The organism is Mycobacterium persicum, assembly GCF_002086915.1.
Classification (GTDB): Bacteria; Actinomycetota; Actinomycetes; order Mycobacteriales; family Mycobacteriaceae; genus Mycobacterium; species Mycobacterium persicum.
On record NZ_MWQA01000001.1, the window covers coordinates 2,956,675 to 2,970,134 of the forward strand.

A 13,460-nucleotide genomic window follows, 5' to 3' on the forward strand; every position below is an offset into this window, starting at 1 on the left:
GACCCCGAAGGGTCGCCGCCGTCGAATGCGGGTTCTCGGACGCCGTTGCGGCGCCCAGGGCGTCTAGGTGCCCTGCGTGGTGCCGTTGCCGCCGCCACCGGGTGTCGCACCCAGCGTGTGCTGCAGGTCCGGCTTCATGGCGTTGAGCTGCGCACCCCAGTACTCCCAGCTGTGCGTGCCGTTGTCGTCGAAGTTCCACACGGCGTTGTGCCCACCGGCCGCGTTGTAGGCGGTCTGGAACTTCAAGTTGCTGGTCCGCACGAAGCCCTCGAGGAACTTGGCGGGCAGGTTGTCGCCACCCAGGTCGGACGGCTTGCCGTTGCCGCAGTACACCCAGATGCGGGTGTTGTTGGCGACGAGCTTGCCGACCTGCAGCGTCGGGTCGTTGCGCTGCCACGCCGGGTCATCCTTCGGACCCCACATGTCGGAAGCCTTGTAGCCACCCGCGTCGCCCATGGCCAGGCCGATCAGCGACGGCCCCATCGCCTGCGACGGGTCCAGCAGCGCTGACAGCGATCCGGCGTAGATGAACTGCGCCGGGTGGTATGCGGCCAGGATCAACGCCGACGAGCCGGCCATTGACAGACCCACGGCGGCGCTGCCGGTGGGTTTGACCTGCCGATTGGCCGACAGGTACTGCGGCAACTCGCTGGTCAGGAAGGTCTCCCACTTGTAGGTGGTGCAGCCGGCCTTACCGCAAGCCGGGTTGTACCAGTCCGAGTAGAAACTGGACTGCCCGCCGACCGGCATGACCACCGAGAGGCCCGACTGGTAGTACCACTCGAACGCCGGGGTGTTGATGTCCCAGCCGTTGAAGTCATCCTGGGCGCGCATACCGTCCAGCAGATACACCGCCGGCGAGTTCGCCCCACCACTTTGGAATTGGACCTTGATGTCGCGGCCCATGGCCGCCGAGGGCACCTGCAGGTATTCCACCGGCAGGCCCGGCCGCGAGAACGCATTCGCGGTCGCCGAACCGCCAGTGACGTCAACGACACCGACCAGACCCGACAGCAGGGCCGCACCAACGGCTCCCACCATGAGTCGGCGCGGCATACCCGTCACGGCGCCACGAAACCTGTCAACAAGCTTCATCCTTGCTTCCTCATCCTCAATCTTTTAGGCGCATCCGGTGGATAGGGCGCATCCTCAACTACGTCGGACTGCGCGCGCTCGGCGTCGCAGTGCCCGTGTAGTCAACCACAACTTGGGGTCGGTTCTCTCATCGAGCACGACGCCGAAAGCGTTACCGGGCCGCGATTCCGGGTGATTTTCGCGCCGTATGCGGCGGCCCGAGATCTCGTTTCCGCATGTGCCCGGGGTCCGGGGGCCGCTGGTAACGGCTCAATTGTGATGTTGCTGTCAGTCTCGCCTCACACCGCGGCACCCGCGTCGCGGACGCCTGATCGCAATTGGGCCGAAATTCTTCGCGGCACGGCCCGCGCGGCCCGGCATTCGGGCCGGATCGCTGACCCCGCATCACTCCCGGGCCGGGGCCGGCGGCACGTCGGGCACCTCGAGCCCGCACCTGATGAGTTCGTTGAGCGGAACCCGGTCAATCCGGTACCTGGTGAACTCGAAGGAGTGCACCACGTTGGACACAAAACGGCGCACGGTCAACGGCGCGCGCACCGAATTCAGCACCGCCTGGGTCGCGGGACACCGCAGGGCCGCCTCCGCCTGCGCCACCCAGGCCGGGTCGAGATAACCCGGAACACCCGGATACCACTTCACCCACGGACCGTCGGCGATCACCCAGTCGGGGAACAAGTTCTTGTCGTGGCCGATCCGGCCGTGCTTCAACCGCTCGGTATGTTGGGCCAGCGGGTTCGCCAGCCCGATCTGATCGAGCACCCTGACGTCCAGACCCACGTTCATGCCCAACATCCCCAAATTGGTGAAAAACACCGCGTGCTGCGGCTTTTGGCTGGCCGGGATACCGGGAGCCGTTCCCGGCGGGATCATCGGTACCAGATCCCACTGGTTGTAGTTGCCCGACGGCAGCAGCAGCGCGCCGTCGGGGGTGTTGTCGAGCGCGGTCAGGACCGCGGCCATCCGCGGGTAATCGAGATAGTCCGCGGCGGTCAGCGGATGGGCATGTCCGGTGGCCTGCGCGTAAAAGCGGCGCTCGTCGACGATGCCGGTATAGGTGACGTGCGTGGCGTCGTCGCCCATCCCCGGCGAGTTCGCTGCCCACAGCGACCAGCCCGCCACACCCAGCCACAGGATGCTGACGACACCGGCCAGCCAGTAACCGGTCTCTTTGGAGAAGTCCCTGCCATCGGGCAGTGACAACGGAATTACCGCCACCGGAGCCAGTAAGCAAAAGAGCGGCGCCAGCAACACGCGGCCGTGCATGAAATCGCCGCCTTGCCGGATCCAGTACAGCGCCTGCAGCAGGCCGCTGCCGACCATGAAGGCCACCACCGCCGCCGGGCTCTGCACCGCCCGCGCCAGCCGCCCGTAATCGGGCGCCACCACCGGACGCAGGAACGACGGCCTGCGACGAGCCAGCATCAGAACCAGGCCAAGCGGCACCAAAAGCACGATCGGCACCCACAGGGCGTAGGGCCGGTTGAAATTCGAGAGATAGATCATGCCCTGCGACCACTTGTCGCCGGCGGCGTCTTTGGCCAGCGCGGTACCGGGCACCAGTAACGCGTAGTAGCCCATCCGGAAGATCTGGTAGGCGACCGGCAGCAAGCCGCCGGCCACCACGATCAGCACCCGGCGGCGCCAGGTCCGCGCCGCGACCAGCATCATGATCAAGGCCAGGCCGCCCATCAGCGCCAGCTCGGGCCGGACCAACACGCTGCATCCCGCGACGAACGCCAGCGCACCGATGAACACCCGGCCGTGGGGACGGACCCGCAGCGGCTGCGCCCAGCACACCATCAGCCACCACAGCAGCCCGAGATAGGTGAGCACCAGCCCGCTTTCCAGCCCTGACGTGGCGAAGTCTCGCGCCGGCGGCACCGCGATATAGACCAGCGCGCCGGCCGGCAACATGATCGCCCGGCGGCCGCGCAGGCTGGGCGCATACAACCGGCCGGTGCCGAGCATCAGCAGCGCCACCCCCAGCAACGACAGCACCAGGGCCACGGCCAGCGCCACATATTCCAGCCGCATCGGCCCGCCCACCCAGCTGGCCGCGTAGAGCAAATAGGTCCACGCCGTCGAGGTGTTGGCCTCCACCCGCTCTCCCATGTTGAACACGGGCCCGTTGCCGGCCAGCAGATTACGCACCGTACGCAACACGATCAGACCGTCGTCGGCGATCCAGCGTCGTTGCCACGCACCCCAACCGAACAGCACGCAGATCACCGCCACGCTGACCCACAGACTGATCCGGACCACCGGCTCATAGGGAAAAACCGGCCATCTGGCCCGCCGGACTGGGGGCCTGCGGGCCAGCGCGCTGGCCCGCAGGGCCTTGAATCTCGAACTAGCCGAAGGCAACAGCGGCCCCAACTGTTCCTATCCACGCCAGCGCCAGCAACTGCAACACCCGGTCGCGCAGCGCGATGTCTTCGGGCTCCCCGGCCAGCCCCCCGTCGACGTCCACGGCGTAGCGCAGGATCGCGATGGTGAACGGGACCATCGACACCGCATACCACGAGCCCGAGTACCGGTCGCGTTCGAACGCCCACAGCCCGTAGGACACCACCACGGCGGTGGCCGAGAGCGTCCAGACGAATCGAAGGTAGGTGCTGGTATAGCTCTCCAGCGACTTGCGGATCGCCGCGCCGGTGCGCTCGGCCAGCTGCAGTTCGGCGTAGCGCTTGCCGGCCACCATGAACAGCGACCCGAACGCCGCCGTCAGCAAGAACCACTGAGACAGCGGGATGTCGGCGGCCGCGCCGCCGGCGATGGCGCGGATCAGGTATGCCGACGACACGATGCAGATGTCGATCACCGCTTGGTGTTTGAGGCCGTAGCAGTACCCCAGCTGCATGGCCAGGTAGACGGCCATCACCACGGCCAGGCTGGGGGTAAGCCACCAGGCAATGGCCAGCGAGGCCACCCCCAGCACCGCCGCCACCGTGTAGGCCAGCCATTCGGGCACCACACCGGCGGCGATCGGGCGGAACCTCTTGGTGGGGTGCTCGCGATCAGCCTCCACATCGCGCACGTCGTTGATCAAGTAGATCGCCGAGGCGGCCAGGCTGAACACCACGAACGCCACCGAAACCTTGGTCAGCACCTCGGCGTAGTCGTATCGGACGCCCCGGCCCGCCGCGGCCAGGGGCGCGGCCAGCACCAGGACGTTTTTCACCCATTGCCGCGGGCGCATCGCCTTGACCACACCAACAACCAAGTTGGCCGGAGGTCCGGTCACCAGGTCTTCGCTCATATCGACACACCCCTGGTTAGTCGGAGGTCGAGTCGCACCGCAACGGCGGCGACGGCGGCGCCGAGCGCCACACCGGCGGCGACGTCGCTGGGGTAATGCACCCCCAGCAGTATTCGGGACAGCGCCATCGGCGGCACCAGCACCGCCGCGCCCAGCCCGGTCGGCAGGCCGGTGGCCCTGCTCATCAGGATGGCCGCGGCCGTGGTGGAGGTCGCGTGCGCCGACGGGAAACTCAGCTGACTGGGCGTGCCGACATTGACCGCGACGGCGGGATGGTGCGGCCGTTTGCGCCGGACCACCCGCTTGACCAATACCGCTGCCGCGTGGGCGGCGAAGGCGCCGGCGCCGGCGACCAGCCAATCCCGGCGTCGCCGCGGGGAAAGAACCGCTCCGAGCGCCGATACCGCCAGCCAGCCGATGCTGTGTTCGCCGAAGTGCGAAAGCCCCTGGGCCACCGTCAGCGATTCCGGTCGGTCGGCCAGCGCCGATTGAACGGCCACAATTGCAGCGGCTTCACCGTGCGCCGGTGCCCCCAACGGACGGGCTTCAGGCATGTCGGTGCTCTTGGTTTTCCGCCGTGAAGAGCACCGTCTCCCACTTCTGCTTGCTGGACAGCACGGGCAACGCCGCGCGATAGACCCTGCGCATCTCGTCGAAGCGCCGGGCCAGCTGCCGCTGGCGGCGCAGCGACTGCCACAGCAGCGCGACCATCTTGGCCCGATCGCGCTGACGGTAGACCACCCCGCAGCCGTCGGCCGTCGTGACCGTAACACCGTCGACCGTGCACAACCGGAACCAGCGGGCGTCCTGGGTCGGCACGTTGTACTCGGGACGCACGTGGTGGGCCGGATCGGCGGCCTTGAGGTTGTGCACGATGCCCCGGGCGAGCCGGTAACCAATGGTGACCGGGTTCACCGGCGGCTTCATCACCTTGTTCTTGTGCAACGGCGCCGGCAGCTCGCTGGCGGCGGGCAGCACGACCGCATCGGGATAGGCCTTGCGGATCCGGTGTATTTCCGGCAGCGCCGATTCCAGGATCGAGAAGATGTGCTCGGGACCGGCCAGGAAGTCGTCGATGGCCTTGTTCTGGATCGCAACCGTCGAATATTCAAGGCAGGCAAGGTGTTTCAGCGTCGCCTTGAGATGGCTACGGACCAGGCCGGTGATGTCGCCGTTCCAGTGCATCGCCGCGACCACCAACCGGTTGCGCAGATGGAAGTAGGCCTGCCAGTCGATCGCGTCGTCTTTGTCGCTCCAGGCCATGTGCCAGATCGCGGCTCCGGGCAGCGTCACCGTGGGGTAGCCGTGTTCGGCCGCGCGCAGACCATAGTCGGCGTCGTCCCATTTGATGAACAACGGCAGCGGCTGGCCCAGCTCCTCGGCCACCTGCCGCGGGATCATGCACGTCCACCAGCCGTTGTAGTCGACGTCGATGCGCCGGTGCAGCAGCTTGCTCAGTTCCTCTTTGTCGCCCAGCGGGTACTCGGCGAAGTCGTGGTCGTATTCGGCGTGCGGCGCGGCGGTCCACATGAAGTTCGAGCGATTGACGACTTCGCCCATGATGTGCAGGTGCGACGGCTCCTGCAGGTTGAGCATCTGCCCGCCGACCAGCATCGGGCTCTTGGCGAAGCGGTGCATCGCCAGCACCCGCAGAATTGAGTCCGGCTCGATGCGGATGTCGTCGTCCATGAACAGGATCTGTTGGCAGTCAGTGTTTTTCAGCGCCTCGTACATCACCCGGCTGTAGCCACCGGAGCCACCCAGGTTGGGCTGGTCGTGAATGGAGAGCCGATTGCCCAGCCGGGCAGCCGCGGCGGGGAAGTCCGGATGGTCGCGAACTTTGCGGGTGCCCTGGTCGGGCACGATCACCGCGCCGATCACCTGGTCCACCAGCGGGTCTGCAGTGAGTTCGGCCAGCGCGTTGGCGCAATCCGCGGGGCGGTTGAAGGTGGGGATGCCGACGGCGATGTTGGCGGTGCCCGGGGCGGCGATGGGCGCGTACCAGCCACCGTTGAGCAGGGTGACCGCGGTGTCGGTGGTGATGTCGAACCAGATCCAGCCACCGTCCTCGAACGGTTGCAGCCCGATCTCCATCTCCAGCGTCTCCGGAGTGTCGTCGCCGCCGGCGAATTCGCGGCCCTCAATGAAGATCCGGGCACCGGTGGCCTTGGTCCGGTAAACGTCGACACGCCCGGATCCGGCCAGCTCGACGCGCAGCACCACGGACGTGCAGATCGACCAGCGTCGCCAATAGCTGGCCGGGAACGCGTTGAAATACGTGGCGAACGACACCTCTGACTCGGGGCCGATCTGCAGCGAGGTGCGGCTGGTCGCATGAGCGCGCCGCGAGTTGGTGGTCGACTCCTCGAGGTACAGCTTGCGCACGTCGAGCGGTTCGCCCGGTCGCGGCAGGATGATCCGGGACAGCAGGCTCACGGCGGTCATGCGCGAGATCCCGGATCGACAAGCGGAGCGCCGTCGCGCAGGTGCGGCGCAACGACGTTTTCGTACATGTTCAAAGCGCTGGCAATGGCCATATGCATATCCAGATATTGGTAGGTGCCCAAGCGACCGCCGAACAAGACCTTCGCCGCCGCGGTTTCGGACTTCGCCCGGGTACGGTAGGCGGCCAACAGGGCGCGGTCGGCCTCGGTGTTGATCGGATAGTAGGGCTCGTCGTCGGCTTCGGCGAACCGGGAGTATTCGCGCATGATCACCGTCTTGTCCGTCGGGTATTCGCGCTCGGGGTGGAAGTGACGGAACTCGTGGATCCGGGTGTACGGGACGTCGAGGTCGTTGTAGTTCATCACCGGCGTGCCTTGAAAATCACCGCAGTCGCCGAGTACTTCCACCTCGAAATCCAAGGTGCGCCACCCCAACCGGCCGTCGGCGTAATCGAAGTAGCGGTCGATCGGACCGGTGTAGACGACCGGAGCATCCGGACTGGCCGCGCGCAGTGCGTCGCGGACGTCGAACCAGTCGGTGTCCAACCTGACCTCGACGCGGTCGTCGGCGGCCATGTTCTGTAGCCACGCCGTGTAGCCGTCGACCGGTAGGCCCTCGTAGGTGTCGCTGAAGTACCGGTTGTCGAAGGTGTAGCGCACCGGCAGTCGATTAATGACGGCAGCCGGTAACTCCGCGGGGTCGGTCTGCCATTGCTTGGCGGTGTAGCCCTTGACGAACGCCTCGTAGAGCGGCCGGCCGATCAACGAGATGGCCTTCTCCTCGAGGTTCTGCGCGTCGGCGGTATGGATTTCGGATGCCTGTTCGGCGATCAACCGGCGCGCTTCGGCCGGGGTGAAGTATCTGCCGAAGAACTGCGACACCAGGCCCAGGCCCATCGGGAACTGGTAGGCCTGCCCGTTGTGCATCGCGAACACCCGATGCCGGTAGTCGGTGAAGTCGGTGAACTGCCGCACGTAGTCCCACACCTTCTTATTGGAGGTGTGGAACAGGTGCGCGCCGTACTTGTGAACTTCGATCCCGGTCTGCGGCTCCGGTTCGGAATAGGCGTTGCCGCCGATATGCGGGCGGCGCTCGACAACGAGGACCCGCTTGCCGAGTTGGGTAGCCACGCGCTCGGCGATCGTCAGGCCGAAGAATCCGGAACCGACGACGAAGAGGTCGAAACGTGCGGTCATCGGTTGCCTAGGTTATCCGACCCCGCTGCCAAAACCCGACTTGGCGGCTCGCCCGAGTGAGGGTTCTCGCAGGTTTTGGGCAAGTGCGCAGGTTCTCATATCCGTCGCCGCCCCAACATCGCACCTTTGGTGCGATTGCCTCACGATTCGATATAGCCACTCTAGTCACACAAACCTCACTCGTACCATCGATCTTGTGGGCTTCCTCCGTCGACGACGGCGAGGGAGCCGACGCGACAAATAGTCCAGATTGAGGAGACTTCCGTGCCGAATCGACGCCGACGCAAGCTCTCGACCACCATGAGCGCAGTCGCGGCCCTGGCAGTTGCGAGTCCTTGTGCATACTTTCTCGTTTACGAATCGACCGCGGGAAGCAAACCGCCCGAGCACCACGAGTTTGTCCGGGCGGCAAGCGTGGCCGATCTGCCCGGTGAGCTGATGTCGGCCCTGTCGCAAGGGCTTTCGCAGTTCGGTATTAACCTGCCGCCGGTGCCAAGCCTGACCGGCGGCAGTGCCGCCGGCACCGGCCTGACCAGCCCGGGGCTGACCAGTCCGGGCCTGACCAGTCCGGGCCTGACCAGTCCGGGGCTGACCAGCCCGGGCCTGACCAGTCCGGGGCTGACCAGCCCGGGCCTGACCAGCCCGACGGGTTTGACGCCGTCGACGCCGGGATCGCTGGCCCTGCCTGGTACCACGTTGACGCCACCGACGCCGGGGACAGCGGTGAATCCCGGGCTGACCAGCCCCACCGGAGCGACGCCGGGCCTGACCAGCCCGACGGGGCTGGATCCGGCACTCGGCGGCGCCAGCGAGATTCCCATCACGACACCGGCCGGTCTGGACCCGGGGGCCGACGGCACCTACCCGATCCTGGGAGACCCATCGCTGGGCTACGGGCCGGGAACCGGCTACGGGCCGGCGACCAGCCCGATCGGCACCGGTGGTGGCGCAGCCAGCAGCGGCGGCGGCGGGCTGCTCAACGATGTGATGCAGGCGGCCAATCAGCTGGGCGCCGGGCAGGCCATCGACCTGCTGAAGGGCGTGCTGATGCCGTCCATCATGCAGGCCATCCAGAACGGCGGCGCCGCGGCGCCGGCCGCTGGCGCGCCCGCCGTCGGTGCACCCGCCGTGGTCCCGCCCGCGGTGCCGGCGGCTGCCGCACCGGTGGTGGCACCACCGGCAGCGCCGACGACGCCCGTCGCCTGAAGCCCCGCAGCCTCGAAAAGGACCTAGGGACCTGCCACCTGACGACACCGCAGAGTCGCCACGTCATCACTCTGCGGTGTCGTCGACAGGTTTTCCCCATAAGTACCGTGTCGCCTCATAAGAAACATTAGGCACACAAGTAACATCGGCTGGTGGCGTCTCGCAGCCGTGCCCCGACAATGCTGGTCACCGCTGTCGCCGCCACGGTGGTCATCGTCTCGTGGGTGCTGAACCGTCCTGCGCACAGCGCCCATGAGCGACCGCCGGCGCAGGACACCCAACTCGTCGAGCAACCGCTGATCGGCCTCGGCGGCGGCGTCACGGTTCGCGAACTGACTCAGGACACGCCGTTCTCGTTGGTCGCATTGACCGGTGACCTGACTGGTACCTCGACGCGGGTGCGGGCCAAACGTCCCGACGGGTCGTGGGGGCCGTGGTACCAAGCCGAGTATGAAACCGCGGCGCCCGACGCACCGGGCTCGAGTTCGGCGAACCCCGGTGAGGGGCCGCGCAGCACCGATCCGGTGTTCGTCGGCACCACCACGACCGTCCAGGTCGCGGTCACCCGACCGGTCGATGCGCCGGTGACCCAGCCGCCGGTGGCCGCCGAAACGAACCCGGCCGGCCTGGGTTATCGTCCGGCCACCAAGGAGCAGCCGTTCGGGCAGAACATCTCGGCGATCCTCATCTCGCCACCGCGGGCGCCGGCCCGGACGCAGTGGACACCACCGACCGGGGTCACGATGCCCGGCCAAGCGCCGCCCATCATCAGCCGTGCCGAATGGGGAGCCGACGAATCGCTGCGCTGCGGTAGCCCGCAATACGACCGGGCGGTTCGCGCCGCGGTGGTTCACCACACCGCCGGCAGCAACGATTATTCGCCCCTGGAGTCCGCCGGGATCGTCAAGGCGATCTACACGTATCACAGCAAGACGCTGGGCTGGTGCGACATCGCCTACAACGCGCTGGTCGACAAGTACGGCCAGGTGTTCGAGGGCAGTGCCGGTGGCCTCACCAAACCGGTCGAGGCGTTCCACACCGGCGGATTCAACCGCGACACCTGGGGTGTGGCGATGATCGGCAACTTCGACGACGTCGCGCCGACACCGCTGCAACTCCGCGCCGTCGGGCGACTGCTCGGCTGGCGGCTGGGCATGGACGACGTCGACCCCAAGGGCACCGTCGAGCTGGAGTCGGCCGGCAGCTCCTACACAACCTATCCGGCTGGTGCGATAGCGCGGTTGCCAGCCATCTTCACCCACCGCGACGTCGGCAACACCGACTGCCCGGGCAATGCCGGCTACGCCCTGATGGATGAAATCCGGGACATCGCCGCACATTTCAACGATCCCCCCGAGGAGTTGCTGAAGGCCCTGGAGGGCGGTGTGATCTACGAACGCTGGCAGGCGCTGGGGGGGATGAACAGCGTACTGGGCGCACCCACCTCGCCCGAGGCCGAGGCGGCCGGTGCGGCGCGGTACGTAACTTTCGCCAAGGGAGCGATGTACTGGTCACCCGAAACCGGCGCGCAACCGGTCACCGGCGCGATCTACGACGCCTGGGCTTCGCTGAGCTACGAACGCGGGCCGCTTGGCCTGCCGACCAGCGCCGAGATCCAAGAACCGCTGCGAATCACGCAGAACTTCCAGCATGGGGTGTTGAACTTCGAACGGCTCACCGGCAATATCACCGAGGTTGTCGACGGAATCACGACGCCGCTGTCGACTCAGCCCCCGAGCGGCCCCGAGGTCCCTCCCGAACACTTCTCGCTGCCAACGCATCCAGTGAACTGAGGTCCGGTTAGTCTTGCGTCTCGTGCCCGAGACGCCGTATCTGACGATCGACCTGGCTCGGGTGCGGGACAATTTCGCGGCGCTGCAAGCCGCGCTGCCCGGCGCTTCGATTCGCTATGCCGTCAAGGCGAACCCGAGCGAACCGATTCTGCGCCTGCTCGCGGGCGAAGGCTCCGAATTTGATGTTGCTTCGCCCGGCGAGATCGACGCGTGCCGATTGGCCGGTATCGACGGTAGCCGGCTGGCGTTCGGCAACACCATCAAGAAGCCGGCCGCGGTCGGCCATGCGTATGCCAGCGGGGTGCGGCGGTTCGCGTTCGACACCGCTGAGGGTTTGGCCGCGATCGCCGAGCATGCTCCCAAAGCCAGCGTGGAATGCCGTATCGCTCCGGCCTTTCCGTCGTCGGTCACGCCGTTTGGCCACAAGTTCGGGTGTGCCCCCAAGGAGGCCGCCGGGCTGCTCGTACATGCCCGGCATCTGGGCTTGCACCCCGAGGGCGTCTGCTTCCACGTCGGTTCCCAGCAGCTCGACCCGGCCGCGTGGGAGCTCGGGATACGTTGTGCCGCGGACATATTCGCAGAGTTCGACGGCCTCACGACGGTCAACGCCGGCGGCGGATTCCCCCTTGCCTATGCCACCGGTGCCCCACCACTAAGAGCCGTTGCCGACACCATCAGGTCGGCGCTGGAACGTCATTTCGGCCCCCGTCATCCCACGCTGGTGATCGAACCCGGCCGCGCGATCGTGGGTTCAGCGGGTGTCATACGCGCCGAAGTGGTGTCGGCAAGGACCGGTACCGATGGTCACCGTTGGGTGTACCTCGACATCGGTCGCTACCAGGGTCTTGCGGAATCGGAAAACGAGTACATCCGTTATCGCCTGAGGACCGACCGGGACGGCGACCCGGTCGCCGATGCGGTGCTCGCCGGACCCACCTGCGACGGCGACGACGTGCTCTACCGCAGCTACCCGCTTCCGGTGACGCTGCGTCCCGGCGACGGCGTACAGATCGACGATGCCGGGGCCTACACCGCGAGCTACGCGGCGGTGAGGTTCAACGGATTTGCGTCGCTGCCAACATATTTCGTGGGTGGAGCCGGTGTCGCCGCACCGAGCCGGGAGATCATCGAGCCGCTGGCGCCGGGGCTGAGCCGACGCTGGCAACTGCACCAGGTCATCTGTGAGGAAAGTACCCCATTCCAGCGACTGCTGATTGGCAAGACAGCCCAGGGCGTGGCGTTGTTCAGTGATGGCGAACGGCAGAGCACCGAGTTCAGCCAGCTGGTGTATCACGAGGCGTTGCTGGTGCCGGCCTTGCTGTTGGCGGAGCAGATCGACCGAATATTGGTCATCGGTTCCGGCGAAGGTGTGGTGAGCCAGCTTGCGGTAGCCGCCGGGGCGACACATGTCGATCACGTCGACATCGATCGAGATGCCGTTCGGCTCTGCGCCGAGCATCTGCCCTACGGCTACTCGATGGACGAACTGCGCAGCGCTGAAAAAGGATTCGGTCCGGTCACCGTCCATTACTGCGACGGAAGGGAATTCGTCGAGCGGTGCACCGAGTGCTACGACGTCGTCGTGGTCGATCTGCCCGACGAGCGCACCGGGCTCGCCCAGCACAACCGGTTGTACGACGTCGACTTTCTCAGACCATGCCGCGCAATCGGCCGAGTCGTCGTGTCCCAGGCCGGCTGCCCGACACTGTGGCGCAACGAGTCACTGCGCCGGTCGTGGCGACGCTTTCACGAAACCTTTGACACCGTGGTTTATTTCGGCAGTGACGAGCACGAATGGGCGTTCTTGTGTGGAATGTCCGGACCTGTTCACCCTGATCCCGTCGCTCTGATGGCGAAACGATTGCCGAGATTGCTCTACCGCCCACGCACCATCGATGCCAGCTCGCTCGCTGGGCGCACCGTTGCCCCCAATGCGCTGCGCACTTTCTCCAACCCCAAGTTCCGCTGACCGAGTTCGGTCTAAATCTCTAAACGCCCCATCAAAGAATCGCCACGGCAACCACTATGCCCAACGCGAATTGCGCCGCCGCCACGATAAGACACTCGAAGCTGTATTCGTCGGCCTGGAACAACGTATCCATGTCGATTCCGATGACCAGGGTCGCGATCCGCATCATCACCACCTGCGCGGCGATGCCCACGATGCCGAACGTCGCCGACGCCAGCAGCCCCTCGCCCAACCTGCCCGACGACGAATAGATCGCCAGCACCACAATCAGCGCCATGCTCACCATCCCGGCGGCGGCCACAATGATGGCGTTGGGCTTACCCGCGCGCACCATCTTGCGCAACGGTCCCGGGGTGGTGAAGTCGATCGCGTGGAACCCGATGATCATCAGCACCAGACCCAGGATCGAGTACAAGACGACGGCGCCGACCCCGCGACCGAGCCAACTCCAGTAGTCCGAATGCAGCGCCACGATGGATGTCGTCATCGAAGATCAG

Annotated in this window: 10 protein-coding genes; 3 read left to right on the plus strand and 7 right to left on the minus strand. The window is 66.4% G+C overall.

Going from position 1 to position 13,460, the window contains the following annotated elements; translation table 11 throughout:
• Positions 1 to 63: 63 nt before the first annotated feature.
• From ag85A to glf, 6 genes are all read right to left on the minus strand, one after another.
• Entirely contained in the window at positions 64 to 1,095 is a 1,032-nt protein-coding gene (ag85A, locus tag B4U45_RS13525; protein WP_075549786.1) for a diacylglycerol acyltransferase/mycolyltransferase Ag85A, read from the minus strand.
• 384 nt (positions 1,096 to 1,479) lie between these two features.
• Complete coding sequence (gene aftB, locus B4U45_RS13530) at positions 1,480 to 3,357, minus strand: terminal beta-(1->2)-arabinofuranosyltransferase (RefSeq protein WP_089024998.1); 1,878 nt, start codon at positions 3,355 to 3,357, stop codon at positions 1,480 to 1,482.
• Between the two features lie 88 nt (positions 3,358 to 3,445).
• Positions 3,446 to 4,354 (minus strand): decaprenyl-phosphate phosphoribosyltransferase, encoded by a 909-nt coding sequence (locus B4U45_RS13535; protein WP_075549784.1) that lies wholly within the window; start codon positions 4,352 to 4,354, stop codon positions 3,446 to 3,448.
• Positions 4,351 to 4,908: a phosphatase PAP2 family protein gene (locus B4U45_RS13540; RefSeq protein WP_075549783.1), complete on the minus strand. Its 558-nt coding sequence runs from the start codon at positions 4,906 to 4,908 to the stop codon at positions 4,351 to 4,353. The genes B4U45_RS13535 and B4U45_RS13540 overlap by 4 nt, the downstream gene beginning before the upstream one ends.
• On the minus strand, positions 4,901 to 6,799 hold the full coding sequence (locus B4U45_RS13545; RefSeq protein ID WP_075549782.1) for a glycosyltransferase: 1,899 nt from the start codon (positions 6,797 to 6,799) through the stop codon (positions 4,901 to 4,903). Before B4U45_RS13545 ends, B4U45_RS13540 begins: the two co-directional genes overlap by 8 nt.
• Positions 6,796 to 7,995, minus strand: coding sequence for a UDP-galactopyranose mutase (glf, locus tag B4U45_RS13550; protein ID WP_075549781.1), 1,200 nt, complete (start codon positions 7,993 to 7,995; stop codon positions 6,796 to 6,798). Before glf ends, B4U45_RS13545 begins: the two co-directional genes overlap by 4 nt.
• 264 nt (positions 7,996 to 8,259) lie before the next feature.
• Between glf and B4U45_RS13555 the strand changes: the two genes are divergently transcribed.
• The 3 genes from B4U45_RS13555 (at position 8,260) to B4U45_RS29875 (ending at position 12,963) form a co-directional block, all read left to right on the plus strand.
• The gene (locus B4U45_RS13555) at positions 8,260 to 9,201 is read left to right on the plus strand and encodes a hypothetical protein (RefSeq protein ID WP_075549780.1); all 942 of its coding nucleotides are present in this window, start codon (positions 8,260 to 8,262) and stop codon (positions 9,199 to 9,201) included.
• A 152-nt stretch (positions 9,202 to 9,353) separates the two neighbouring features.
• On the plus strand, positions 9,354 to 10,994 hold the full coding sequence (locus B4U45_RS13560) for an LGFP repeat-containing protein (RefSeq protein ID WP_183154937.1): 1,641 nt from the start codon (positions 9,354 to 9,356) through the stop codon (positions 10,992 to 10,994).
• A gap of 22 nt (positions 10,995 to 11,016) precedes the next feature.
• Positions 11,017 to 12,963, plus strand: coding sequence for a spermine/spermidine synthase domain-containing protein (locus tag B4U45_RS29875; protein WP_277996411.1), 1,947 nt, complete (start codon positions 11,017 to 11,019; stop codon positions 12,961 to 12,963).
• 31 nt (positions 12,964 to 12,994) lie between these two features.
• Here the strand turns inward: B4U45_RS29875 and B4U45_RS13570 are convergent, their stop codons facing one another.
• Positions 12,995 to 13,450 (minus strand): DUF350 domain-containing protein, encoded by a 456-nt coding sequence (locus tag B4U45_RS13570; RefSeq protein WP_075549777.1) that lies wholly within the window; start codon positions 13,448 to 13,450, stop codon positions 12,995 to 12,997.
• Between the last annotated feature and the right edge of the window lie 10 nt (positions 13,451 to 13,460).

Coding starts and splice junctions, on each gene's coding strand:
- glf (WP_075549781.1), bottom strand. CDS start 7,995: ATGACCGCACGTTTCGACCTCTTCGTCGTCGGTTCCGGATTCTTCGGC.
- B4U45_RS13570 (WP_075549777.1), bottom strand. CDS start 13,450: ATGACGACATCCATCGTGGCGCTGCATTCGGACTACTGGAGTTGGCTC.
- ag85A (WP_075549786.1), bottom strand. CDS start 1,095: ATGAAGCTTGTTGACAGGTTTCGTGGCGCCGTGACGGGTATGCCGCGC.
- B4U45_RS13540 (WP_075549783.1), bottom strand. CDS start 4,908: ATGCCTGAAGCCCGTCCGTTGGGGGCACCGGCGCACGGTGAAGCCGCT.
- B4U45_RS13535 (WP_075549784.1), bottom strand. CDS start 4,354: ATGAGCGAAGACCTGGTGACCGGACCTCCGGCCAACTTGGTTGTTGGT.
- B4U45_RS13545 (WP_075549782.1), bottom strand. CDS start 6,799: ATGACCGCCGTGAGCCTGCTGTCCCGGATCATCCTGCCGCGACCGGGC.